The organism is Methylobacterium guangdongense, assembly GCF_038442355.1.
In the GTDB taxonomy this organism is placed as follows: domain Bacteria; phylum Pseudomonadota; class Alphaproteobacteria; order Rhizobiales; family Beijerinckiaceae; genus Methylobacterium; species Methylobacterium guangdongense.
This window is the reverse complement of sequence record NZ_JBBXMX010000001.1, coordinates 694746-717245: the sequence shown is the minus strand read 5'-3', so window position 1 is coordinate 717245 and position 22500 is coordinate 694746. Positions and strand designations below refer to the sequence as shown.

The 22500-nt window shown below is 70.9% G+C and carries 26 protein-coding genes; 6 read left to right on the top strand and 20 right to left on the bottom strand.

Going from position 1 to position 22500, the window contains the following annotated elements:
* Positions 1-4 precede the first annotated feature (4 nt).
* Positions 5-205, top strand: a complete 201-nt coding sequence (locus AAHG09_RS03465; protein ID WP_342105370.1) for a hypothetical protein — start codon at positions 5-7, stop codon at positions 203-205.
* Between the two features lie 38 nt (positions 206-243).
* On the opposite strand, the gene AAHG09_RS03460 is transcribed toward AAHG09_RS03465, so the two are convergent.
* Both AAHG09_RS03460 and AAHG09_RS03455 read right to left on the bottom strand, forming a co-directional pair.
* Complete coding sequence (locus AAHG09_RS03460; protein ID WP_342105477.1) at positions 244-726, bottom strand: GNAT family N-acetyltransferase; 483 nt, start codon at positions 724-726, stop codon at positions 244-246.
* A 2-nt stretch (positions 727-728) separates the two neighbouring features.
* Positions 729-1496 (bottom strand): NAD kinase, encoded by a 768-nt coding sequence (locus tag AAHG09_RS03455; RefSeq protein ID WP_342105368.1) that lies wholly within the window; start codon positions 1494-1496, stop codon positions 729-731.
* Positions 1497-1669: 173 nt separating this feature from the next.
* Here AAHG09_RS03455 and cutA point away from each other — a divergent pair, with 173 nt between their 5' ends.
* Positions 1670-2011, top strand: a complete 342-nt coding sequence (gene cutA / locus AAHG09_RS03450; RefSeq protein WP_342105367.1) for a divalent-cation tolerance protein CutA — start codon at positions 1670-1672, stop codon at positions 2009-2011.
* A gap of 95 nt (positions 2012-2106) precedes the next feature.
* Positions 2107-2703, top strand: coding sequence for a cupin domain-containing protein (locus tag AAHG09_RS03445; RefSeq protein WP_342105366.1), 597 nt, complete (start codon positions 2107-2109; stop codon positions 2701-2703).
* Between the two features lie 31 nt (positions 2704-2734).
* Here the strand turns inward: AAHG09_RS03445 and AAHG09_RS03440 are convergent, their stop codons facing one another.
* The 4 genes from AAHG09_RS03440 to AAHG09_RS03425 form a co-directional block, all read right to left on the bottom strand.
* Positions 2735-3871 (bottom strand): glycosyltransferase family 2 protein, encoded by a 1137-nt coding sequence (locus AAHG09_RS03440; protein WP_342105364.1) that lies wholly within the window; start codon positions 3869-3871, stop codon positions 2735-2737.
* 67 nt (positions 3872-3938) lie between these two features.
* Positions 3939-4697 (bottom strand): lysophospholipid acyltransferase family protein, encoded by a 759-nt coding sequence (locus AAHG09_RS03435; RefSeq protein ID WP_342105363.1) that lies wholly within the window; start codon positions 4695-4697, stop codon positions 3939-3941.
* Positions 4698-5029: 332 nt separating this feature from the next.
* Positions 5030-6559, bottom strand: a complete 1530-nt coding sequence (locus tag AAHG09_RS03430; protein ID WP_342105362.1) for a phytoene desaturase family protein — start codon at positions 6557-6559, stop codon at positions 5030-5032.
* A gap of 101 nt (positions 6560-6660) precedes the next feature.
* Positions 6661-7503 carry a type 1 glutamine amidotransferase gene (locus AAHG09_RS03425; RefSeq protein ID WP_342105361.1) on the bottom strand — a complete coding sequence of 281 codons (843 nt, stop codon included), beginning with the start codon at positions 7501-7503 and terminating at the stop codon, positions 6661-6663.
* Positions 7504-7752: 249 nt separating this feature from the next.
* On the opposite strand from AAHG09_RS03425, the gene AAHG09_RS03420 reads away from it, so the two are divergent.
* Positions 7753-8055 carry a hypothetical protein gene (locus AAHG09_RS03420; RefSeq protein WP_342105360.1) on the top strand — a complete coding sequence of 101 codons (303 nt, stop codon included), beginning with the start codon at positions 7753-7755 and terminating at the stop codon, positions 8053-8055.
* Between the two features lie 45 nt (positions 8056-8100).
* A complete protein-coding gene (locus tag AAHG09_RS03415) occupies positions 8101-8580 on the top strand; it encodes a cache domain-containing protein (protein ID WP_342105358.1) in 480 nt (159 codons plus the stop codon).
* Between the two features lie 9 nt (positions 8581-8589).
* Here AAHG09_RS03415 and AAHG09_RS03410 read toward each other — a convergent pair whose 3' ends face one another.
* From AAHG09_RS03410 to AAHG09_RS03375, 8 genes are all read right to left on the bottom strand, one after another.
* Complete coding sequence (locus AAHG09_RS03410) at positions 8590-9813, bottom strand: ABC transporter permease (RefSeq protein WP_342105357.1); 1224 nt, start codon at positions 9811-9813, stop codon at positions 8590-8592.
* Positions 9810-10784, bottom strand: a complete 975-nt coding sequence (locus tag AAHG09_RS03405) for an ABC transporter ATP-binding protein (protein WP_342105356.1) — start codon at positions 10782-10784, stop codon at positions 9810-9812. Before AAHG09_RS03405 ends, AAHG09_RS03410 begins: the two co-directional genes overlap by 4 nt.
* Before the next feature lie 4 nt (positions 10785-10788).
* Positions 10789-11220, bottom strand: a complete 432-nt coding sequence (locus AAHG09_RS03400; RefSeq protein WP_342105476.1) for a DUF2141 domain-containing protein — start codon at positions 11218-11220, stop codon at positions 10789-10791.
* A 26-nt stretch (positions 11221-11246) separates the two neighbouring features.
* The gene (gene crtI, locus AAHG09_RS03395; protein WP_342105355.1) at positions 11247-12836 is read right to left on the bottom strand and encodes a phytoene desaturase family protein; all 1590 of its coding nucleotides are present in this window, start codon (positions 12834-12836) and stop codon (positions 11247-11249) included.
* 277 nt (positions 12837-13113) lie between these two features.
* Positions 13114-13833, bottom strand: a complete 720-nt coding sequence (locus AAHG09_RS03390; protein ID WP_342105354.1) for a cytochrome c biogenesis CcdA family protein — start codon at positions 13831-13833, stop codon at positions 13114-13116.
* A 7-nt stretch (positions 13834-13840) separates the two neighbouring features.
* Positions 13841-14230: a thioredoxin family protein gene (locus AAHG09_RS03385; RefSeq protein WP_342105353.1), complete on the bottom strand. Its 390-nt coding sequence runs from the start codon at positions 14228-14230 to the stop codon at positions 13841-13843.
* A 44-nt stretch (positions 14231-14274) separates the two neighbouring features.
* Positions 14275-15075: a pentapeptide repeat-containing protein gene (locus AAHG09_RS03380; RefSeq protein WP_342105351.1), complete on the bottom strand. Its 801-nt coding sequence runs from the start codon at positions 15073-15075 to the stop codon at positions 14275-14277.
* Between the two features lie 252 nt (positions 15076-15327).
* Positions 15328-16554 (bottom strand): YbfB/YjiJ family MFS transporter, encoded by a 1227-nt coding sequence (locus AAHG09_RS03375; RefSeq protein ID WP_342105350.1) that lies wholly within the window; start codon positions 16552-16554, stop codon positions 15328-15330.
* A gap of 80 nt (positions 16555-16634) precedes the next feature.
* On the opposite strand from AAHG09_RS03375, the gene AAHG09_RS03370 reads away from it, so the two are divergent.
* Positions 16635-17510 (top strand): LysR family transcriptional regulator, encoded by an 876-nt coding sequence (locus AAHG09_RS03370; protein ID WP_342105349.1) that lies wholly within the window; start codon positions 16635-16637, stop codon positions 17508-17510.
* Positions 17511-17574: 64 nt separating this feature from the next.
* Here AAHG09_RS03370 and AAHG09_RS03365 read toward each other — a convergent pair whose 3' ends face one another.
* The 6 genes from AAHG09_RS03365 to croR form a co-directional block, all read right to left on the bottom strand.
* On the bottom strand, positions 17575-17829 hold the full coding sequence (locus AAHG09_RS03365; RefSeq protein WP_342105348.1) for a hypothetical protein: 255 nt from the start codon (positions 17827-17829) through the stop codon (positions 17575-17577).
* Between the two features lie 327 nt (positions 17830-18156).
* On the bottom strand, positions 18157-19461 hold the full coding sequence (locus tag AAHG09_RS03360; protein ID WP_342105347.1) for a TadE/TadG family type IV pilus assembly protein: 1305 nt from the start codon (positions 19459-19461) through the stop codon (positions 18157-18159).
* Between the two features lie 126 nt (positions 19462-19587).
* Positions 19588-20199: a TadE family protein gene (locus AAHG09_RS03355; RefSeq protein WP_342105346.1), complete on the bottom strand. Its 612-nt coding sequence runs from the start codon at positions 20197-20199 to the stop codon at positions 19588-19590.
* A complete protein-coding gene (locus AAHG09_RS03350; RefSeq protein WP_342105344.1) occupies positions 20199-20789 on the bottom strand; it encodes a TadE/TadG family type IV pilus assembly protein in 591 nt (196 codons plus the stop codon). Before AAHG09_RS03350 ends, AAHG09_RS03355 begins: the two co-directional genes overlap by 1 nt.
* 237 nt (positions 20790-21026) lie before the next feature.
* Positions 21027-21857 carry a TrmH family RNA methyltransferase gene (locus tag AAHG09_RS03345; RefSeq protein WP_342105342.1) on the bottom strand — a complete coding sequence of 277 codons (831 nt, stop codon included), beginning with the start codon at positions 21855-21857 and terminating at the stop codon, positions 21027-21029.
* 1 nt (position 21858) lies between these two features.
* Positions 21859-22332 carry a 3-hydroxybutyryl-CoA dehydratase gene (gene croR / locus AAHG09_RS03340; protein WP_342105340.1) on the bottom strand — a complete coding sequence of 158 codons (474 nt, stop codon included), beginning with the start codon at positions 22330-22332 and terminating at the stop codon, positions 21859-21861.
* Between the last annotated feature and the right edge of the window lie 168 nt (positions 22333-22500).

Here is a 22500-nt window from a genome sequence, read left to right as displayed (position 1 = left end):
CGCCATGTCCCACAAGTTCAAGGTCGGCCAGCGGGTCTGCCGGCCCCGGCTCGGTCTGCCCGGTGACAGGGGCACCGATGAGATCTTCGAGGTTCTGCGGCTGATGCCGGAGGACCAGACGGGCGAGCCGGGCTATCGCATCCGCACGCAGGGCGGCGAGCGCGCGGTCCGCGAGAGCGATCTCATGGCGGCGCCGCGAGCCTGAACTGGCCGCGGTGTTGGGCGTCTCGGCCGTTCCGGATCTCACAGCATCCGGAACATCACCAGGGCATCGACCCATCCCAGGCCGGGATGCCGGAAGGCACCCGGGAGTCGTCCGACCACTGCGAAGCCGAGGCTCTCCCAGAGCCGCACGGCGCGGACATTGGTGCTCACCACGAAATTGAACTGCATGGCCGCGAAGCCGCAGGTCCGGGCCCGGTTGAGGGCGTGCGCCCCCATGGCCCGGGCGATCCCGCGGCCCGATGCCGCCGCGGCGGTCATGAAGCCGCAATTGGCGACATGGGCACCACCGCCCGCCTGATTGGCCCGCAGGTAGTAGGTGCCGAGCACTGCGCCATCCTGCTCGGCCACGTAGGTCTCGCGGTCCGGACCTGTCCAGTAGGCGAGAGCGTCTGCCTCACCGAGGTCGCGGTCGAGGGCGTAGGTCTCCCCGGCGCGGATGATGGGCAGCATGATCCCGGCGATCGCCGCGTGGTCCGCCTCCGCGGCCAGTCTGATCCGCAGGCTCACCCGAACTGCTCGCGCAGGATGCGCTCGTCGAGGCTGTGGCCGGGATCGTGCAGCAGCACCAGTTCGGTGGAGCGGTCGAGCGACGTCTCCACCGTGCAGACCCGGCGGAATTCGGTGTGGTCGGCCACGGCCGCCACGGGGCGGTGGGGCGCGTCGAGCACGTCGATCCGGATCTTCGCGTAATCCGGCAGGAGCGCGCCGCGCCAGCGCCGGGGCCGGAAGGCCGAGATCGGGGTCAGGGCCAGGAGCTTCGCGTCCAGCGGCAGGATCGGGCCGCCCACCGACAGGTTGTAGGCGGTCGAGCCGGCGGCAGTGGCGACCAGCACGCCGTCGGCGATCAGCAGGTCGAGCCGGACGTTCCCGTCCACGGCAATCTTCAGCTTGGCCGTCTGATGCGTCTGGCGCAGCAGGTAGACCTCGTTGATCGCCCGGGCCCGGTGCGAGCGGCCCTCGGTGTCCAGCACATCCATCACCAGCGGGTGGATGACGCTGCGATGCGCCGCGTCCAGATGCTCCAGGAGGTCGTCGTCCCGGAACTCGTTCATCAGGAAGCCGACCGTACCGCGGTTCATCCCGTAGATCGGCTTCGGGTTGTCCATGAACCGGTGCAGCACCTGCAGCATCAACCCGTCGCCGCCCAGCGCCACTACGACATCCGCCTCCTCGGGCGGGACGTGGTCGTAGCGGCGCATCAGGGCGGCGGCGGCCTCGCGGGCGTGGCCGGTCGGGCTCGCCACGAAGGCGATTTTTTTGGTGTTCGGCATGAATCAGCCAAGGCCGGGCGGGCGCATCGGGGTCGGGTCGGGCGTCATCACTCACGGCTCCAGTGCTGACGAGCGAACCGCCCGGTTGACGTCGGTGCCCCGCATGCCCCTCACTCGCCGAGACAGCGTGACTTGGACTGCGCGTTTTGGACTGCGCGACGTGGAGGCATAGCATGGAGCGTCCGCTCCTCGTCTACACCACCTTTCCCGATGCGGCCTCGGCCCTCAACATCGGCGAGGCGCTGGTGCGCGAACGGCTGATTGCCTGCATCAACGTGCTGCCGGGCATGCGTTCGGTCTACAGCTGGAAGGGCGCCATCGAGCGGGGCGAGGAAGTCGCCGCCCTCCTCAAGAGCCGCGAGGGACTGGCCGACGCCCTGGCGGCCGCCCTGAAGGCGCTCCATCCCTACGACACGCCGATCATCCTGCACCTGTCGGTCGCCGGGGCGGATGCCGACACGGTCGCCTGGATCCTGGCGGAGACCGGTCTGGACGCGACGCCGTCCACGGCCTGACGCGGTGCGGCGCGGGCGCGCACCCGCCCGCGCCGTCGCGGGTGATCGCGTTGTCCTGCGTGCCTCAGGGGCGGGCGGGATGGGAACGTGAAACGATGGCGGCATCGAGCAGCGGAGCCCGCACGGCGGCCCTCCTGATCGCGCTTCTCCCGGGGATCGGGCCCGCCTGGGCGGCCGGGGACACCCCGGCGCTGACCATCGTGCCGGCACCGTCCGGTCCGGCGGGTCTCGCCACGGCCGATCCGCCCACGCTCCGCTACGGCGTGCTCTATGCCGACGCCCAGGGGCGCAGCCACGTTCAGTATTGCGACCTGAAAGACTTCGCCTTCAAGAGCTACGCACCGCCCGCACCGCCGCAATATGTCGGCGCGCCGCCCGGCGATGTGGCGTCGATCGCCTACGCGGTCCTTCCGGTCGGCTATGTCGGGCCCTGGCACGCCGCGCCCGGCCCGCAATGGGTCATCACCCTGTCGGGCCGCTGGTCGGTGGAGGCCACGGACGGCACCGTGATGGAGCAGGGACCCGGCGAGGTCCAGTTCAACGCCGATTCGGGCTCGAAGCCCCAGGGGCCGGATGGCCGGGCCGGTCACCTGACCCGGCAGGTCGGCGACGTGCCGACCGTGCAGCTCATCGTTGTGCTGAAGAAGAAGCCGGATGGCGCCGGCACCACGCCCTGTCAACCCGTGCCGTGACGATCCCCGGCGGGACCCGGATCGGGTTGCTTCAGGCTTGACGCACCGGATAGCTGCGACCCTTCCAGGTGGCAGCGCCGGCCCGCTCCCGGCGCAGCAGCACGTTCCACTGGATCGCCAACGCCACCGCGACGGCGGCCGGGTGGAGCGGGATCGTCGCCAGCGGCGCCCGGACCGCCAGGGTAATGGCCGCCCTCGTCGCCAGCGACAGGACGAGGGCCACGGCGGCCGGGATCAGGGCGGCGGTCGGGACCAGGCCGAGCAGGCCGGCCAGGACGAGGACCGGCGGCAGGAGCTGCCCGCCGCCGAGCAGCAGGGTCCAGACCGGCAGGGCCCGGAGCGTCGCCATGCCCTCGTGGGCGTTCTTGGAGAAGCCGGCCCAAGCCTGCGCGAAGCCGCGATACATCCGGCAGGTCGCCAGACCCGTGGCGGCCACGAGATCCGTCCGGTGGCCGGCCGCGCGGAACAGGCGCGGCAGGCGGACCCCGTCGTGCAGCGAGGTGCGGATCGCGCCATGGCCGCCGGTCGCCGCGTAGGCCGCGGCCTCCATCAGGATGAGCTGCCCGCAAGCCGCCCCGAGCGACGGATCGCGCAGATGGCGCATCAGCGGCACCGGCAGGTAGCCGAGGAGCAGGAAGTCGATCATCGGGACGGTCAGCATCTCGCCAAGCGTGCCGAGATCCTGCCGCGGCACGCCGCTGACCAGGGCGGCGCCGGTGCGTCGGGCCTGCGCCGACAGGGCGGCGGCGGCGTCGGGTTCGAGGCGTACGTCGGCGTCGATGAACAGGAGATGCCGCCCGCCGGCGAGGCCGGCCATGTGGATGCAGGCGTGGTTCTTGCCCGTCCAGCCCTCGGGCAGCGACGGCACGGCGACGAGGCGCAGGCGCGGATCGTCGATGGCGCGCACGATCTCCGGGGTCGCATCGGTAGAATGGTCGTCGCCGACGATCACCTCGACCGGCACCAGCGTGCTGGCGAGCGCCGCGCGGACGGTGGCTTCGATGTTGCCGGCCTCGTTGCGCGCCGGGATCAGGATCGAGACGAGGCCGGGATCCGCCTCCGGCTTCGGCCGGCGCAGGACCGTGAGGTTCACCGCTGCCAGCACGGCGGGAAGGAGGGCCAGGGCGAGACCGAGCAGGGCCAGGGCCGTCAGGATCGTGTCGGTCATGGTCCGTGCCGGAAATGGGTCCCGCCCGGTCCCTGCATCGCACGGGGGCGGTGTGGAGTCGAAGCCCTCACGCGGCGTGGTCCTGCCCGTCCGCGGCGCGATGGGCCGGATCGAAGCGGCGGCCGGAGAGCCGGGCCGCGAGGCCACGCCAGAGGTCGTAGACGCCCCCGACGCCCTTACGGCCGGAGAGCAATGCGCGGAAACGCGCCGGCTCGCGGCTGATCACGTCGGCGCTGAGCCGGTCCAGGGTGGCGGTCAGGTCGGATTCCAGCCGGGCGAGGCGCTGCGGCCGGGGCAGGGCGGCGAGGTCCGAGGCCGGGATGCCGGGCCCGAACGCCGCGAAGGCCCCGGCGCCGCGCTCGTCCCAGAAGGCGTATTCGACGGCCATCGGCACGAACAGGGCATCGGGGGCGAGTTCGGCGAGGCGCGCCACGCCGGGCCGCAGCGCGAGGGGCCGCGCGCGGGCATCGGCGAAGCGGCCCTGCGCGGTGATCCAGAGCATCCCGTCCGGGGCCGACAGGATCGTCCGGGCGGCCGCCAGGAACTGCGCGGCGCCCCGGGGGCTGTCGAGATCGACCCCGAAGGCGCCGATCCGCTCGAAGATCCGGTAGCGCGCCAGCATCGCGGCGTCGAACGGCGCCCGGCTCGGCCGCTCCGGGTAGAGGCGCCCGGCCAGCACGATGATCAGGGCCGCATCCCACCACGCGGGATGGTTGCAGTAGACCACGATCGGACCCGGGTGGCCGCGGTCGGGCGGCGTGCTCCAGAGCGGGAGACGCAGGGCGTCGAGGTGGCGGTGCAGGTAGCGCTCGAACCACGCCACCATGAAGCGGCGGATTGGCGGGGAGACGGGGGGAAGGGGCGCGGCTTGCCACCCGCGTATGGAGCCCTCTTGTCTCGCGGCGGGGCTAAGAGGTCCGGACATCTTGGGTCGCCACCGACGCGAGCCACGGAGCGCGACCTGCCCCCTCTCCCGTGCGGGAGAGGGTTGGGGTGAGGGGCGAGAACTTTCAGGATCAGGCACGCCGCTGATGCGCGTGCCGGCCGTGCCTCGTTCGGCCAGACCTGATCCCTCACCCTGTCCCTCTCCCGCACGGGAGAGGGGACCCGCGCCCGATCCTGCGGTCGCATCGCCGGAGCGGATGGTCGAGTCCGTCGTCACGCCGTCGCGCGCAGGGTGCCGCGCGCGTCCTGATCGTGCGCGTCGGCGGCGATCCAGCCGGACATCATCACCATGGGCATGCCGGGACCCGGATGGGCGGCGCCGCCCGCGAGGTAGAGTCCGCGCACCTGCCGCGAGCGATTGCCGGGCTTGAATGCCCCCATCACCCGCCCGTGCGAGGCCAGCCCGTAGATCGCGCCGTTCAGCACCTTGTAGCGTTCGTGGATGTCCTGCGGCGTCAGGTGGCGCTCCACCACGATCCGCTCCTCCAGATCCGGCATGTTGGCGGTGCGCTTGAGCTTGTCGAGGATGGTCCGGCGGTAGTTCTGGAACAAGGGCCCGTCCGGGCGCCAATCGTGGTGCGGCCGGAGATACGGCGTGTGCACGAGGACGTAGAGCGCCTCGCCGCCCTCCGGCGCCACGCTCGGATCGGTGGAGGAGGGGGCCGCCAGATAGGCAGTCGGGTCCGGGGCCGGCTCGCCCTTGTTGTAGATGTAGTCGAACTCCTCCTCCGGATCGCGGGAGAAGACGAAATCGTGGTGGTTCAGGTGCTCGTAGCGCTTGTTGAGCCCGAGATAGAGCACCACGCCCGAGCAGGCCGGCTCGGGGTTCTTCTTGGCGTAGGTCTTGGCGGCCTCGCCGCCGACGAGCTCGCGGTAGGTGCGCACCGAATCCATGTTGGAGATCACCGCGTCGAAGGGCGTGACGCCCGCGGCGGTGCGCACCCCGCGGACCGCGCCGTTCGCCGTCTCGATCCCGGTCACCTCGGTGTCGGTCTTGCAGGTCGCGCCGAGCTCCTGGGCGAGCTTGGCCAGCCCCTCCGCGACCGCCCGGGTGCCGCCCATCGGGTACCAGACCCCGTCGGCGGTCTGCATGTGCGCGATGGCGCAGAGCACCGCCGGCGCGCCGTAGGGCGAGGAGCCGACATACTGCACGAAGTGGTCGAGCATCTGCGCGAGCCGGGCATCCTTGACCTTGCCGCGGATCGTCGAGGCCACGGAGGCGTGCATGCGCAGGGACAGCACGTCGCGCAGCGTGCCGGGGTTCATGTTGGCGCGGATGTTGATCGTGTCGAACAGATCCTCGACCGGCTTCCAGAAGAAGAATTTTTCCGAGACGGTGTGCAGGTGCTCCGAAATGGAGAGGAATTTCTTGTAGCCCTCCCCGGTGCCGGGGGCGAAGCGTTCCATGTCGCCCGCCATCCGCTCGACGTCCTGCATCAGGTCGATGTGGGTGCCGTCGTCGAAGAAGCAGCGCCATTGCGGGTCGAGGCGGCGCAGGTCCATGTAGTCGTGGACCGAGCGGCCGGCCTCCGCGAAGATGCGCTCCAGCACCCGGGGAACGGTCAGGATGGTCGGGCCCATGTCGAAGCGGAAGCCGCCCTCGTGGAGCACCGCCGCCTTGCCGCCGAGCCAGCCGTTCTTGTCGTAGACCGTCACACGGTGGCCCCGCGCGGCGGCGACGCACGCGGCCGCAAGTCCGCCGAGCCCGCTGCCGATGACGGCGACCGTAGAATCCTGGGTCATCCTGTTGGGTCGCTCCCGGGGCCGTCGAACCGGCCCGCTGTAGCGAAGCTAGACCCGCGACCGGGCGGGTCAACGCGCCACCCGGTCGCGGCGCCCCCCGATCAGCCTGCGCTTGTGGACAGTTGGCTCAGAAAATTACCGATTTCCCGGCGGCGCAACGCGGCTTCGAGCACCTCCGGGCCGATCCCGTGGCGCCAGGCGAGGCGATGGGCCGCCTCCGGGTCCGATCCCTGGAGGCCGGCGATCTCGTCCGCGTAGGCGGCGACCGCCCCGGGATCCTCCGCAAAGCCCGCCTCCACCAGGGCGCTGTCGCAGAGACGCAGCATCGCGGCGAGTTCGTCGAGGTCGAGTTCGGGATGGTACTGCGTCCCCCAGAACCAGCCGGCGCCGTGGCGGATCTCGATCGCCTGGATGCCGAGCACCGGGTTGCCGGCCAGCACGCGGGCCCCCGGGGGCGGCTCCAGCACGGCGTCGGAGTGGATCGCCGGGGCGTCCCAGGCGGCCGGGCGGCCGGCGAGCATCGGATGGGTCCGACCCTCCTCGGTCGCGGTGATCGCCCGGGCGAAGCCGTATTCGGGCCCGCGCGGGTTCTCGGCGGCCTTGCCGCCCGCCACCGTGGCGGCGACCTGCACGCCCCAGCACGAGCCGAACACCGGCAGGCCCGCCTCCAGGCCGGCGCGCATCAGATCGAGCTGCCGGATCACGGCCTGCGTGCCCTCGGAGACCTTGAGGGTCGAGCCGGTGAAGATCAGGCCGTCGAAATCGGCGAGCCCCGCCGGCAGGGTGGCGTCCGCGTCGGCCGGGCTGACGAGCCGGCAGGTTGTCCCGGGGGCGAGCGCCTGCACCACCGCGGCGTAGGATTCGGCCGAGGTGCGGCCCGTGGCGGCGACGTGCCGATCGCGGGCCGCACGTTCGTTGCCGTCGGCGATGAGCAGGCGGAGCATGGGTTTCCCTGGTCGAGCGGAGCCGGACCGTGCCTGATCGGAGCGCCCCTGTCCGTGCGCCCCTGGTCGCAGGGCCGGCGCGGATCGTCGCGTCCCCGCCCCGGGGTACGGATCGGGCGGCGCCCCGGCCCACGACGCGGCGATCGCGGCCGATCCGCGATGCCCCCCAAACAGGTGATGTGCCCTGGCCAACCGCAGCGGTACTCAAAAACAGTCGGATACGGAAACGCGATCGGCGCGGAGGTTGCGATGCCAGATCTTGCGGAGATGGAACTCTACGTTCTGGAGGCGCGGGGACTGATCGAACGCGCCGAGGAGGCCCTTCGCCGTCTGGACGAGACCGATGCCTGCGAGGGCCATCGCCTGATGGCGGCGCAGGGTCTCGCGGCGATCCGACACCTCCATCGGATCATCGAGCTGCATCGCAACCGCCTCGCCTTCGAGGCCCTGCCCAACGCCGTGACGCCCCCCGTGGTGCCGCGGCGGACGTGGCTGGCCGGCCTCCGCCAGCGTCTCACGACCGGCGGCCCCATCCTGGAGACGCGGGCCTGACGGGCTCCGCCCCGTGATCGGATCCTGCTGCGGCGAGGCGAGGCCATGGCGAGAGTCCTGCTGATATGGCCGGTGCTGCTCCTGATCGGTGCGACGCTGCCTGCGTTCGGGCGGCGATCGCCGCCGGCCTTCCATCAGGCCGCGGAGATCGAGACCCTCGTCAACCGAGCGGCCGAGGCCCTGGAGGAGCGCGGCCCGGCCGCCTTCGCCGAGTTCCGCCGCAAGGGCGGCGGGTGGCGGTATGGGGACGTCTACCTGTTCGTCGTCGACATGCAGGGCATCGTGCTGTTCAACGCCGCACACCCGGACCGCGAGGGGCGGGACCTGCTCCACGAGCGCGACGCCGACGGGAAGCCGTTCCACCAGGATTTCATCGACACGGTCAGCCGGTTCGGATCGGGCTGGGTCGACTACATGTTCCCGCGACCGGGGCAGACGACCCCCACCGTCAAATGGAGCTACGTCTGCGAGACGCATGTGGCGGGCGCGGAGGTGCTGATCGGGGCCGGCGTCTATGTCGAGTAGCGCGGCCGTTCAGGCCGTGCGCCGGGCCGCCAGCGCGAGGGCGAGGCCGAGGCCGGCGAGGGCCAGGGCTCCCAGCACGGCCAGCGCCGGCGCCGCGACGGCAAACCCTTCGCCCAGCGCATCCTGATAGGCGGCGATCGCCCAGGCATTCGGGGTGAGCCAGCCGGCCTGCTGCAGCCAGGGCGGCATCAGGAAGCGCGGCACCATCGAGCCGCCCACCGCCGAGAGCAGCAGCACCCCGAAGGTCGAGGCGAGGTGCGCCTGCTGGCGCGTCGCCGCGAGCGCGCAGGCCGCGAGCGCCAGCCCCGCCGCCATGGCGGAAACCAGCAGGCAGGTGGCCAGGAACGCCGGCCAGTGCGGCCCGATCTCGACTCCGTAGAGCAGCCCGGCGGCGAGAAAAATCAGCCCCGCCTGCACGACCCCCTGGAGCGTCAGGAACCCGAACTTGCCGAGCACCACCACCGGCAGGCCGCCCGGTCCCGCCATCAACCGCTCGGCGAGGCCGGTCTCGCGCTCCTCGACCAGCGACATCGCCCCCTGCATGGCGGCGAACAGCAGGAACACCGCGGTGATCGCCCCCGCGTAGTAGCTGATCCGGGCGTTCGCCGTGCCGGCGGCGGTGCTGCGCCGCTCGACCATATCGGCGAAGCTGAACGGCTCCTTCTTGGCCCGCTGCTCGGCGAAGGCGTCGTCGAGGAAACGGCGCTCGTCCGGGCCGATCTTGCCGCTGCGCTCGACGTCGGCGACGATCCGCGACAGCACCACGTCGGGCAAAGCGGCGTTCAGCACGCGCTGGAGCTGCCCGAGTGCGATCGGCGTCGCCAGGGCCTTGGCGGGGTTCTCGACCAGCACCACCGGCTGGTCGGCTTCCGTCTTGTCCGCGGAGCCGCGCAGGTCCCCCGCGGGGGCCGCGATCAGGTCGCCGCGCAGGGCGAGCGCCACGTCGACCTCACCCGAGCGCACCGCCTCGGAGACGCCCGCGAGGTCCGTCACGGGCAGGCGCGTCACCCGCAGGGACGGATCCGCCGCCAGCGCGTCGGTGAGGCGCTGGGTGGCGGCCGTGTGGGCGAGGTCGGCAAGCCCCAGATGGATGCGGATCCGGTCGCCGGTCGCCCCCGAGAAGATCGCCGCGAAGATCGAGAAGATCACGGTCGGCAGCACGAAGGCCATGACCAGGGCGGCGCGGTCGCGCAGCAGGCTGAGTGCCATCACGCGGAACGCGGCGCCGATCATCCGGCGATTCCCGCGCGCCAAGCCGACGTGCCGGCATCGTTCGCCTCACGCGGCCGGAGGGCGTCGAGGTAGAGCGCTTCGAGCCGCGGGGCGCGCACCCGGACCTCGGTGACCGGCACGCCCTGGGCGCGCAGGGATCCGAGCAGGGCCGCCCCGTCGAGGCCGGCCCGCTCCACCGAGCGCCAGACGAGGCCGCCCGGCTCTGCGGCCGCGAAGCCGGCCCGGCGCAGGGCCCCGGCGGCGGCCGTGTCGGCCGGGACCGTGAGGCTCAGTTCCCGTTCGGGCGCGCCGGTGCGCAGCTGCGCCAGGAGATCGGCGAGGCGGCCGGCGCGCACGATCCGCCCCTGCGCCAGGAAGGCGACCTGCGAGGCCAGGCGCTCGGCTTCGGCGAAATCATGGGTGGCGATCAGGATGGCGGTGCCGGCGGCCTTGAGCCGGTCGAGGACGGCGTGGATCGCGGCCCGAGCGGCGAGGTCGACGCCGCTCGTCGGCTCGTCGAGCAGGACGAGGCGCGGCTGGTTCATCAGACTCGCCGCGATGTTGACCCGGCGCCGGTAGCCCCCCGACAGGGTGCCCACCGGGCGCCGGGCGACCTCGGCGATATCGGCCATCGCCAGCGCGGCCTCCACCGCCGCCCTCCGGTCGCGCCTCGCTAAGCCCGCGAGCTGGCCGAACACGCCGAGATTCTCGGCGACCGTCAGTTTCGGGTAGAGGGCGATCTCCTGCGGCACCCAGCCGATGGCCCGGCGGGCGCTGCCCGCGCGATAGGGATCCACGCCGCCGACCCGCACGGTCCCCGTGCTCGGCGCGAGTCGGCCCGCCACGAGGCGCATGAGCGAGGACTTGCCCGCCCCATTCGGACCGAGCAGCGCCAGGGTCTCGCCGGCTTCGAGATCGAGATCCACGCGGTCCAGGACCCGCCGCCCGCCGAGATCGAGGGCGACGTCCGCGATCCGGACCAGGGGATCCATCCGGTCAGCGCCGCGGCAGGGCGCGGGCGAGGCGCACGCGGATGGAACCGCCCGGCTCCCGCAGGCCGAAGGCGGCCTCGGCGAAATCCGGCCGCGCCCGGCGCCCGGCTACACCGGAGAAGCCGTAGGGTTCGAGCGGCAGGCCGAGGCCGGTCCGGTCGAGCCGGCCGTTGTCGTTCGTGTCCTGATAGGCCGCCACCGCGTAGGTCCCGGTCGGAACGCCCTGGAAGGTGAACAGCACCCGGCTCGCAGAGGCCGGCGCCTCGTCGCCCCGGGCGCAGGCAGCCTCCCCGAGGCCCCCCTGACACAAGGCGACGCGCACCGGGCCGCCGCCCGGCTCGATCCCGTCGATCTCGACCTGCACGGTCGCGGCCGCGGCCGGCACGGCGCCGCAGAGTCCGCCCGCGAGGAGGAGCCCGGCGAGACGGCGCCGCAGCCCCGACCGTCGGCCGGTCGGCCCTCTCACGAGGCCTCGCCGGAGGTGGCCAGCGGCGCGGTCTCGGGGATGCCGGCAGACGCGGCGGCGCGGGCGCCGGCCAGCTCCTCGATCAGCAGGCGGGCCGAGATGCGGGCGCCCTCGTAGATCACCGGCAGGCCGGAGCCCGGATGGGTGCCGCCGCCCACGATGTAGAGCCCCGGCCCGAAGCGGTTGTGGGGCCGGAAATACAGCATCTGCATCAGGTCGTGGGCGAGGTTGAAGGTGGCGCCCTCGTGGACGGCGAAATCCTCCTCCCACTGGGTCGGGTCGATGATCCGCTCGTAGCGGATCCGGGATTCGAGATCCTCGATCCCGAGGAGCTTCAGCCGCTCCAGCACCAGGGCGCGGTAGCTCGCGCGCTCCGCGGCCCAGTCGATCCCGGCCTTCAGGTTCGGCACCGGCACGAGCACGTAGAGCGCGGTGTGCCCGGGGGGCGCCATGCCGCCGTCCGTGTAGCCGGCGTGCTGGACGTAGAGCGAGGGCTGCATTGGCAGCGTGCCCTCGGTGATCTCGCGGATGTTCTTCTCGTAGCCGTCGGCGAGCAGGATCGTGTGATGCCCCAGGCTGTCGGGCATTTTCCCCTCGAGACCGAGGTAGAGCATGAAGGTCGAGCAGGAGAGCCGCGCCTTCTTGATCTTCGCGTCGCGCCAGCGCGGGCGGTGCCGCTCCGGCACCAGGGCGCGGACCACCTTGGCGAAATCGCCGTTGATCAGCACCGCATCGGCGTTGAAGGTCTCGCCGTCCGCCACCACGCCGGTGGCGCGCTTGCCGTCGAACAGCACCCGCTCGACGTTGCTGTTGAGCCGCAGATCGACGCCCATGCGCCCGGCCAGACCCGCCATCGCGTCCGAGACCGCGCCGCAGCCGCCGACCGGGTGGTAGACCCCGTGCTCGTATTCGAGGAACGACAGGATCGTGAACAGGCTCGGGCACCGGAACGGCGACATGCCGAGGTACTTGGTCTGGAACGAGAAGGCGAGGCGCACCCGCGGATCGGCGAAGTGGCGCTTCAGGTCGCGGTCGACGCTCCGGCCGGGGTGCAGGTAGGGCAGGGCGGCGAGCATCGCCGGGCTCGCGAGGCTGCGCAGGGTGTGGAAGGCCTGCTGCAGGATCGGCTTGAAGTATTCGAGCTTGGTCCGGTTCTCGGTGAAGAACGCCTGCACGTTCTTGGCATCGTCCGGCGCAAGGCGGGCGATCTCCTGCTCCATGCGGGCGATGTCGCCGGTCGCCCGGATCGTCCCCGAGATCCCGTCCTGGCCCTCGAAGACCAAGTGGTATTGCGGATCGAGCCGTTCGAGCTTGACGTGGTCCTCGAGCCGCTCGCCGCAGCTCGCGAAGATGTCGGCCAAAATCTGTGGATAGAGGAAGAAGGTCGGCCCGATATCGAACTTGTAGCCCCCCGGCGCCGCCACCGTCTTGGTGCGGCCGCCGACCTGGGCGTCCTTCTCGAACAGCGTCACGTGGATCCCGGCCCGCGCCAGCAACAGGGCGGAAGCCAAGCCCCCCGGACCGGCGCCGACCACGGCCACCCGGCGTCCGGTCAGTGCCCGCAACCCATTCCCTGACTGAAGCAACGCCGCCGACTCCCTGCCGAATCCCCCACAGACCCAATGGTCAAGCTAGGCCCGACTTCGCGCGTGGCAATTGCTGCCGTTTGTCGCGCGCAGACTGGCGCCCGTGATGAGATCGGGACAATCCTACCGCACGGACAACGCGCCGACAGCCTCTATCCGCGGTTTGAACCCGAGACGTCGAGCCACGGATAGGCTCGAACGGGTGTCCTTACCGGTCAACTCCTGGCCAAATCGCCGCGCATGCGGATGTTCGATCAGGCGCCCACACCTGCCGGCATCAGAGGCGCGTGGTCAGGTTCGTCAGCCAATCCGGGGACGCGTTGACGAGGGCGGCCTCCGCGGCCTTGTCGTAGCCGGTGACGATCATCAGCCCGGTCGCCACGAGAATCAGGCCCAGGGCGGCCTTGAGCCCCTTGCCCAATCCCAGCATCCCGTCGCGCCAGCGCATCAGCACCTCGCGGGACAGCGTGCCGAGGAGCAGGAGCGGCAGGGCGGCGCCGAGGCCGAACAGAAGCATCGTCAGCGCGACTGTACCGAGGTCGCGTCCCTGCGAGGCGAGCAGCGACGCCGCCCCCAGTGTCGGCCCGACGCAGGGGCTCCACACCGCCCCGAGCAGCAGGCCGACGCCGAACTGACCGGGCAGGCCGGCGGAGGAGAAACCGCCGAACCGGCTCTCCGTCCAGTTGCTCACCGGGCCGGCGGCGACGGCGAGCCGGGTCTGCGCCGCCGGAACCATCAGGACGAGCCCGATCAGGATCAGCAGGATGGCCGCGCCGGAGCGGAAGAGGCCGGCGTCGAGACCGATGGCGAATCCCACGGTCGCCACGAACAGCCCGATGGCCACGAAGGACAGCGCGAGGCCGGCCGCGAGCGCGGCGGGGCCGAGCCTGTGCTCGGATGCCGCCGCGCCCAGAACCAGCGGCAGCAACGGCAGCACGCAGGGGGACAGCACCGAGAGGATGCCGGCGAGGAACGCGAGGCCGAACGTCGTGGCCATGGCCGACCTACAACGCCTTCTCGACGACGCCCTCGATCCACTCCGGTTGGGTATCGCCGACCGAACGACCCGTCTCCGTCTCGCCCTTGAAGGTGATCAGGGTGCTCTGCGTCGTCACGCCGAACCGCTTCAACACGTCCTTGCGGCTGTCGAAGTCGACGTCGAACACCTGCAGGTCCTTGAACCGGGGCTGGGCCTCCAGCTTGGCCAGGATCGGCTTCTGCGCCGCGCAGACGGTGCACCACGGCGCGGTGACATGGACGAGGATCGGCTTGCCGGCCTTCTGGGCCGCCTCGAAGGCGGCGGGCGTGAAGGTGGTCTCGGCGGCGTTCGCCCCGGTCCCGAACAACAGGGGAGCGGCGGCCAGGGCGCCGAGCAGGACGCGACGGGTGGTCATGGTTTGGCTGTCTCCTTCATGGAATGGCGCGGCGAACGGACGGCTCAGTTGGATGCCTGGGTGATGGCACGGTCGATGTTGACGCGCTCCGCCCAGTCCTTGGCCGCGGACTGACCCCTGAGGTCGATGAGCCGGGCGCCGCTGACATCGACGTTCCTGAAGTCGGCACCCGCGACCGTGGCGCCGGTCAGGTTGGCGCCCGACAGATCAGACCCCATCAGCACCACATCGGTGAGATTGGCGTCCTTGAGGTTGGCGTATTCGAGCCGCGACCGCCCGAGGTTGGCCCCCTTCAGGTTCGCGCCCGACAGGTTCACCGATGTGAACACCGCCCGCATCAGGCCCATCGACTGGTTCTTGATGTCGGCGCCGCCCTTGAGGTCGATCAGCGTCGCGCCGCTCATGTCGGCGCCCTTGAAGTCGCCGATCGGCATGGACCGGCTGAGGTCGGCGCCGCTGAAGTCGGCGTCCCGGGCGGTGATGCCGAACATCTTCGCCTCCGCGAGCTTGGCGCCGGCGAGGTCGGCCTTGATGAACCAGGCCTGTTCGAGGTTCGCACCGCTGAGATCGGCGCCGCGCAGGTTGGCCTTGTTCAGGCGCGCGGTGCGCAGGTTGGCGCCCCGGAGGTTCAGGCCGGAGAGATCGAGGCCCGACAGCGCCTTATCGTGCAGGTCGACCGGCGTCCCGTCGGCGGCCTTGATCAGCGCCTCGACGTCGGCGCGGCTCATCTCGGCCCTGGTCATGGCGGGCGAGGCCATGTCGGCCCCGAGCAGGAGGTCCTGTTCGGCCGCGGCGGGGCCGGCGGCGAGGACGGCGAGCATGAAGCTCAGGGCGAGGCGGCGCATCGGTTCACTCCCGGTGGGCGCCGCACAGGGCGGGCGCCCTTATCGTGTTCGTTCTGTCGCGATGCTAGGCCGGGGCGCTGCGCCCGGTCGGTGACCCAGGTCACACAAGACCGGCGCGGCGGGATAAAAACGCAACGCGCACCGTGACGATCCTCCCATCTTCGTAGCCGGGGGGCACGCCAGTTAGGATGGATGCCGGGACGGTCGTACGGCGGATCGACCGGATCGGGGGCGTGGGCGCGAGGTCCGGTATCAGGCCGGGGCACGGCCTTCCGGCGCAGGTCGGTCCGACCGCCACAGCCACAGCGCCGTCAGGACCAGCAGCAGCGTGGCGACCGCTCCGGTCCAGCCGAGCGCATCCCAGCCGCCCCAGCGGCCCGGTCCGATGGCGCGCACCAGCAGCGGGCCGGCGATCTGACCGGCCGCGAAGGCGGCGGTCATCCGCGCCAGCAGCGGGGTCGGATTGTCGGGCCGCGCCTCGCGAGCCAGCTGCAGGCCCGCCATGGTGGCCACCATGAACGTGCCGCCTACGAGAACGGCCGACAGCGCGATGGCCGGGAGGGTCTGGACGACCAGGGGCAGGGCGGTGCCCAGCGCCATGACGCCCTGCGCCAGCGCCCAGATCCGCTGCCGGGACCCGCCCGGTGCGAAGCGCGCCACGGCGGCGACCGAGAGGGCGGCGGCGAGGCCGAACAAGGGCCAGGTCAGCCCGAACACGAGGGGATCGGGCGCCAGCGCCCGCGCCATGGAGGGCAGGAAGGTCGCCGGGACGATGTAGCCGAACCCGAAGGTTCCGTAGCAGACCACCAGGGACAGCTGCCGCCCCCGCGAAGGCGGCGCGGCGGACGCGGCCGCGCGCTCGGTGAGCCGGGCGGTCCGCGTGTCGGCCCCTGCGGACGCCAGGGGGGATTGCGCCCAGACGAACAGCGCGCCCACACCGGCCAGCGCACCCAGTTCGAGCCAGAGCCCGCGCCCCGACTGGCGCCCGCCGAGCCACGTCAGCAGGCCGGCGAGCGCGATCCCCAGGCCGACGCCGGTGTAGATCCAGGCCCCCGCCTGCCCGGATTGCCGCCGGGCGAGTTCGGCGAGGCACCAGCCGCTCGCGCAGACCAGCGCCCAGGCGCTGAACACCCCGGCGGCCGCGCGCAGCCCGAGGCCGAGCAGCGGAACCGTCCCGGTGCCGATCGCCCCCATGGCGAGGGTCGTGAGCGCCACGCCGAGCAGGCTTAGCAGCAGGCCGCGCCGCGGATCGCCCGCGAACCACGCGGCGGTCAGGGCGCCGAGGAAGTAGCCGACATAATTCGCCGCCGCCCATTCCGCGCCGGCCGCCGGGCTCAGGGTGCCGTCGCGGACCATCAGCGGCAGGAGGGGCGTGAAGGCGAAGCGGCCGATCCCCATGGCGACCGCCAGGGCGACGAGGCCGGAGGCGACGATCGGCCAGGCGGCGGATCGCGGTTCGACGGCGGCAGTTCGAGTCATGCGCATCGGCCCCCATGAACACCGATCCGCCTATCTTGGAAAATGAATTTTTGTGACATATCGTTCTTGCTATGAGAACGATGGATCTCGAGGATCTGGACATCTTCCGCTGCGTGGTGCGCCAGGGCGGGGTGACGCGGGCGGCGGCGCATCTGCACCGGGTGCCCTCCAACGTGACCACGCGGATCAAGCAGTTCGAGGAGCGTCTGGGTGTCGCGCTGTTCCGCCGGCAGGGTCGCAGCCTCGCCTTGACGGAGGCGGGGCGCACCCTGCTCGGCCATGCCGAGACGCTGCTGCGGATGGCCGATCAGGCCGAACGGGACCTGCGCGGGGGGGCTGTGCGCGGCGTGCTGCGCCTCGGCTCTCTCGAGAGCGCGGCCGGCGCGCGGCTGCCGCCGATCTTGTCGGCGTTCTACGCGCGGTATCCGGACGTCGCGATCGAACTGCAGACCGGCACGACCCAGGCGCTGCTGCGCCAGCTCGACGACTTCGCGATCGAGGCGGCGTTTGTTTCGGAGCCGTTCGAGCGCCGGGGTCTCTCGTCGCTGCACGTCTTCGAAGAAGAGCTGGTGCTGATCACCGGCACGGGCACGACCACGATCCGCGACGCCGTCGCGCTGGGCGGACGGACCGTGGTGGCTTTCCCGCAGGGATGCTCCTACCGCGCGCGCCTCGTCGCATGGCTGGCCGGGGAGGGCGCGTCGCCCGAGCGGGTGCTGGAGATGAACTCCTACCACGCGATCGTGGCCTGCGTGGCGGCAGGCACGGGGGTGGCGATCGTGCCGAGCGAGATGCTCGACCATGCCGTCCTGAGCGATGCGGTGCAGCGCCACCCGCTGCCCGAGCGCCTGCGCCGCAACCGGACGCACCTCGTCTGGACCGGCGCGGCGAGCGCGCCCTTGCAGGCGCTCATGGCGCTGCTTCCGAACGCGGAGGTCGAGCCCCGGGCGGCGTGACGCGGGTCGATTCCAGCCGACAGGGTTGACGCGGAGCGCTCGCCAATCTCCGCGCATGCCTTGCCTAGCGCGTGCGCGACATCCGATGATGGAACGACTGCGGCAGTTCGTTGCCAAGAACGTGTATGCGAGGCTCTTCCGGTTCCCGCACGGGCGGGTCGGCCGGCGGCCCGTTTCGGGGGCCGATCTCCGGGACATGCAGGCGCAGACCGGAACGCGGTGGCATCGCCTGCCGGATCCGGGCATCCGCTTCTTCGCCGATCCGATGGCGATCGAACACGCGGGGCGGACGATCCTCTTCGTCGAGGATGTCCACCATGACGGCCGATGGGCCGGCGGGGCCGGTGCGCTGCGTCCTCGAAGAGCCCTGGCATCCGTCTTGTCCGCACGTCTTCGCGCAGGGCGGCGAGATCCGGAAGATCCCGGTACGCAGGCTGGTGCCCGGAATGCCCCCGTCACAGGGGGGGGGCGGCTTCTCTGGGGCGGGCCCGACAGGCGCGTGCGCATGACGGCGTCGATCACGATCGCGTGTCCGCGCCGGCCTGCGTGAGGCCAGCTTTCCCCGAGCCGAACTGGATTGGCGCGCCGTGCCACGGATGCCCGGGCCGCGCCGAGTCTTCGCGGGCGGCCGGCGTCGAGCGTTGGCTTACTTGCTCAGTCTGACGGAGGCGACGGCGGTCGAGAAGAGCTGGAGCATGGCTGCCGTGATATCGCCGCCGGAGGAGACGGGAAAATACAGGCCGTCCGACGCGCAGGCCTTCAGCATCGGCCCGATCTGATTTTCGTAGGGTTGAACGTAGGCCGCATAGAAAGAATTGTCGTAGAGCGGAAGGTACTGCGTGTAGATGATGCCGATGCGGACGTTGTTGTTCTTCAGCGCATTGCACGTCGAGGGGCTGAAGGGCCCGATGAAGCGATTGCTGTTGATCTGGAATCCTGCGCTCTGGTTGGTGACGGTGCCGCCGGTATCCTCGACGCCATCGGTCACGAAGAACAGGAAGCGGATCGGCGACGCTGACGTCACGCCCGTCCCGCTGGCCGGGATCGTCGCATTCATCTTCGTGATGGCGCGCTCGAAATCGGTCTGGTTGTCGGATTGATTGTAGTACGCGTAGGCGATGTCGATGTTGGCAGCCGCGGTTTTGATCTGGCTGAGGGTCGGGGTCATCGCCTGCAGCCGGGTCTGCGTGGCGGAATCGTTGAAGGTCCACATCTCCATCTGGAATTGCTGGTTCAGCGACATGCTGGCATTGGCCTGATCCACCAGCGCCGAGACCGCATCCCGTAAGACCTGGATACGCAGTTTGATGTTGTTCTTCTGGGCGATGTGATAATTGTCGTTCACATTGTCGCCGGTCACGTTGCCCGCGCTGTCATAGGTGTGCTCGTGGCAGGCGAAGGCGCACCCGCCGGTCGCATTTTTCAGGTTGCTGACATCGGCGTCGGTCGCGGCCAGTCCCATTGAAGGGGAGTTGTCGAGCAACAGATAGAAATTGATGTACTGAAACAGGTTGCGGGTGCTGGCCGAGGTGCCGCCGATATTCATCGTCATGACCTTCATCATCGAGGCCAGACTGGTCTTCACGGTCGCGGTGTAGCTCGCCGTCAGGCTCACGGTCGACGTCCCATTGACCGGCGTCCCGGGGGTGAAGGAGGTGACGGTGACACCCGGAACCTTGGCGGCCTCCGTCCGGAACTGGGTCTCCATGTTCTGGAGATTGGTCGACGTGATGGTGTTGGTCTTCTGGGACATGACTGCGAGGACGGCGCCGTCGAGGGCGGCGTCGAGGCGGGCCTTGGCGGCGTTGCGCCGCCCGTAATCGATGGCGGCGGCCGAGGCGAACAGGATCGGCATCGCCACAAGGGCGAGGGTGATGGCGACCTGGCCGGAGCGAGCGCGCCGGAAGCCCGTGAGATGCGCGTTGATGGCGCGGCCATGGAACAGCGACACGATATCCTCGCGGGGTCGGGCGCTCGGTTGCGGACCGGGTTCGAGGTCCGGCGCGAGCGCGCTGAGACACAGACAATGTGTCGTGCCGGGCCGTCGCGGCCGGGAACGACTTTTGGAATCACGGTTCTAGAAGGTCGGGCAGACCACCCCGCCCGGCATGACGATCTCGTTCACGGTCCGCTCCGACCACGGGATCTGCCGCGTGAAGGTCAGACCGCGCGAACCGAAGATCCACCGGTACAGGGCGCTGCCGATGATCGGCGTGTAGGCCATCGAGACCTCCGCCAGGATGTAGCGGGCGCCATCGAACTGATAGGCGGCCGGCGTGGCCGGCAGGCCGTTCGTCCCGTTGATCTGCTGGACCGGACGCTTGGTGGCGTTCTGCGCCCAACTGGAACAGACGCCGCCGTAGAGCGTGCCGTAGACCGACTCGACGCCCATGGCGTTGACGACGATCTGGAGGCCCGAGGCGTCCAGCGGCCTGAGGATCGCGGTCGCCGCGCCGGCGATCGTCGCCATGTCGTTCGCGGTGGGATTCGGGTTGTCGGCGCGCCCCGAGAGATCGCCGAGCGTGCGGGCAAACAGCGTCAGCTTGCGGTTCGCGTCGAGGATCCGCGTCAGCTCGACGGTGCCGAAATACATGACGATGAGCACCGGAAGGACGAGGGCGAACTCCACCGCGGCGATCCCGCGCCGGTCGTTCCGGAAACGTCTCAGACGGGTCGCGAAGGTCGTCATCACGAACAGACGGATTGGGTGGTGTAGGGCTCGATCTTGAACACGGTCGCGGCCTGAAGCGCGCGCCGCTTGCCCGGGAGGTTTGCGGTGGCGGCGCCGAGCAGCGGGAAGAAGACCGGGATGTCGACGGCGGCCTGGACCACCATGATCGAGGAGGCCCGGCCGCAGGTGTAGCTCTGGAAGTTCGGGTTCCAGTCGCTGACGCCGCTGCTGTTGACGGCCACGGGGGAGACCGTCGTGGCACCCGCATAGGTGGCGGCCTGGGTGACGCTGACCCGCACGTTGGCACAGTTAAAGATCGTCACCCGCGGGGCGCCGCTCGGCTGCGTGCAGATCGCGGTCCGGAACCGGCCGATCAGCGTCGCCGGGTCCGTCGTGCCGACATTGGCGGTCTGGAAGGAGCCCGTGTAGATCTGTCGACCGGCTTCGATGACCGCCTGCTGGAGGATCTCCTGCTCCCAGGCGACCAGCCCGTTCTCGAGGCAGGCGCCGAGCAGGCCGATGAAGGGCAGCGCCACGAGGCCGAACTCGACCGCCGTGGCACCGCTCCGCTCACGGCACAGCCGTGCGACGGGACGCGGCAGCCTCATCCAACGGTGCGCGACATCGCTCAATGGTCTCACGGTCCGACCCAGCGGGCTGCGGTACTGCGGCCGGATAGACCATAGAAATCTTACGTTTTCCCGTATGCGACCGTCGAAAGGCGGGCGGTGGATTGATACTGTTGTCTTCTAGGGTTGTAGAGTCGAAGCGCTTTCAACCAAAGATTTGGGCTGGCGGCTGAGCGGGCCGAGACTCAGGCCCGGCCGCTGCGTTCCGGCCGGAGCCTATCCTGTGCGGTCGAGCCGCCCCTGGCTGCGCGCGATGTCGTGCAACGCGATTCCCGCCGCGGTGGCGACGTTGAGGGAATCGAAGCCCGCCGCCATCGGGATGCGAACCGGCCGGGCCCGGGCGAGGAACTCCGCAGCGAGGCCCGGCCCCTCCGTCCCGAGGATCAGGAGCGCCCGGGCGGGGGCGGCGCGGTCCGCCAGGGTCTCGGTCGCCCCCGGGCTGAGCGCCAGCGCCTGGAGGTCCAGCGCTTCGGCGAGGCTCAGCCAGTCCCGCCCCGCGGCGAGCCGCGCGAAGGGCTGGATCAGCGCTGCGCCGGCCGAGACCCGGATGCTCTTGCGATAGAGCGGATCGCAGCTCGCCGCGTCGAGCAGCACCGCATCCGCCCCGAAGGCGGCGGCGTTGCGGAAGGCGGCCCCGACATTGTCGTGGTTGGTCAGGCCTGCGAGCCCCAGCACCAGGGCCGGCGCGGGCGCGGGCGGCACGAGCGAAGCCGCGTCGGGCTCCGGCCCGCGCAGACCGACCGCCAGAACCCCTCGGTGGATCGGGAATCCCGCCACGGCGCTCATCACGGATCTGGCGGCGAGGAAGACCGGCGGGGGCGACGGGCAGGCGGCCACGGCCCCGGCGAGGCCCGGCCACCGTTCCGGCAGGAGCAGGATCGATTCGGCGCGGAAGCGGCTGCGCCGGCCGAGCAGCAGCCGCAGGGTCACCTCGCCCTCGGCGATGAAGCGCCCGGCGCGGCCCACGAGGTCGCGCTCGCGCATCCGGGCGTAGGGTTCGAGGCGCGGGTCGTCCGGGTCGGTGACCGTCTCCGGGACCGGATCCACCTCAGCCCTGCTGGCGCTCGGTGCGGCTGGCGAGCGGGTCGGCCTCGGCCTTGGTCGGCACCTTCACCAGCGCCTCGCCGTCGAGGACGGTCTCCCCCGCCACCGAGCATTGGCAGGCGAGCCGCGCGCGCCGCCGCTCGGGCATCAGCTCGGCGACCGTCACGGTGACCTCCACGACATCGCCGATCCGCACCGGCGCGCGGAAGTTGAGGGTCTGCGAGATGTAGACCGCCCCCGGCCCCGGCAGGCGGGTGCCGAGCACCGCCGAGATCAGCCCGGCGGTGTAGAGCCCGTGGGCGATGCGGGTGCCGAAGGGCGTGCGGGCGGCGAAGTGCTCGGACAGGTGGATCGGGTTGCGGTCCCCGGTGATCTCGGCGAAGCCCACCACGTCCGAGGACGCGATCGTCTTCGTCAGGGTCTCCGACAGGCCGACCTCGAGATCCTCGAAATAGAGCACGCGCAATTCGGGCAGCATGACTCGGCAGACCTCCGTTTCCGGCCTGTGACGCCTTCTTGCGCCCGGCCCCGCTGCTGGCCTCGCACGATCGCGGGGGCGAATCCACCCGGACGAAGGCGTAAGAGCCCGGAACCATCTTGGAACTTTCTTGAGGCGCGGACAGGGTTTTCTCAACAGCCCTCGACA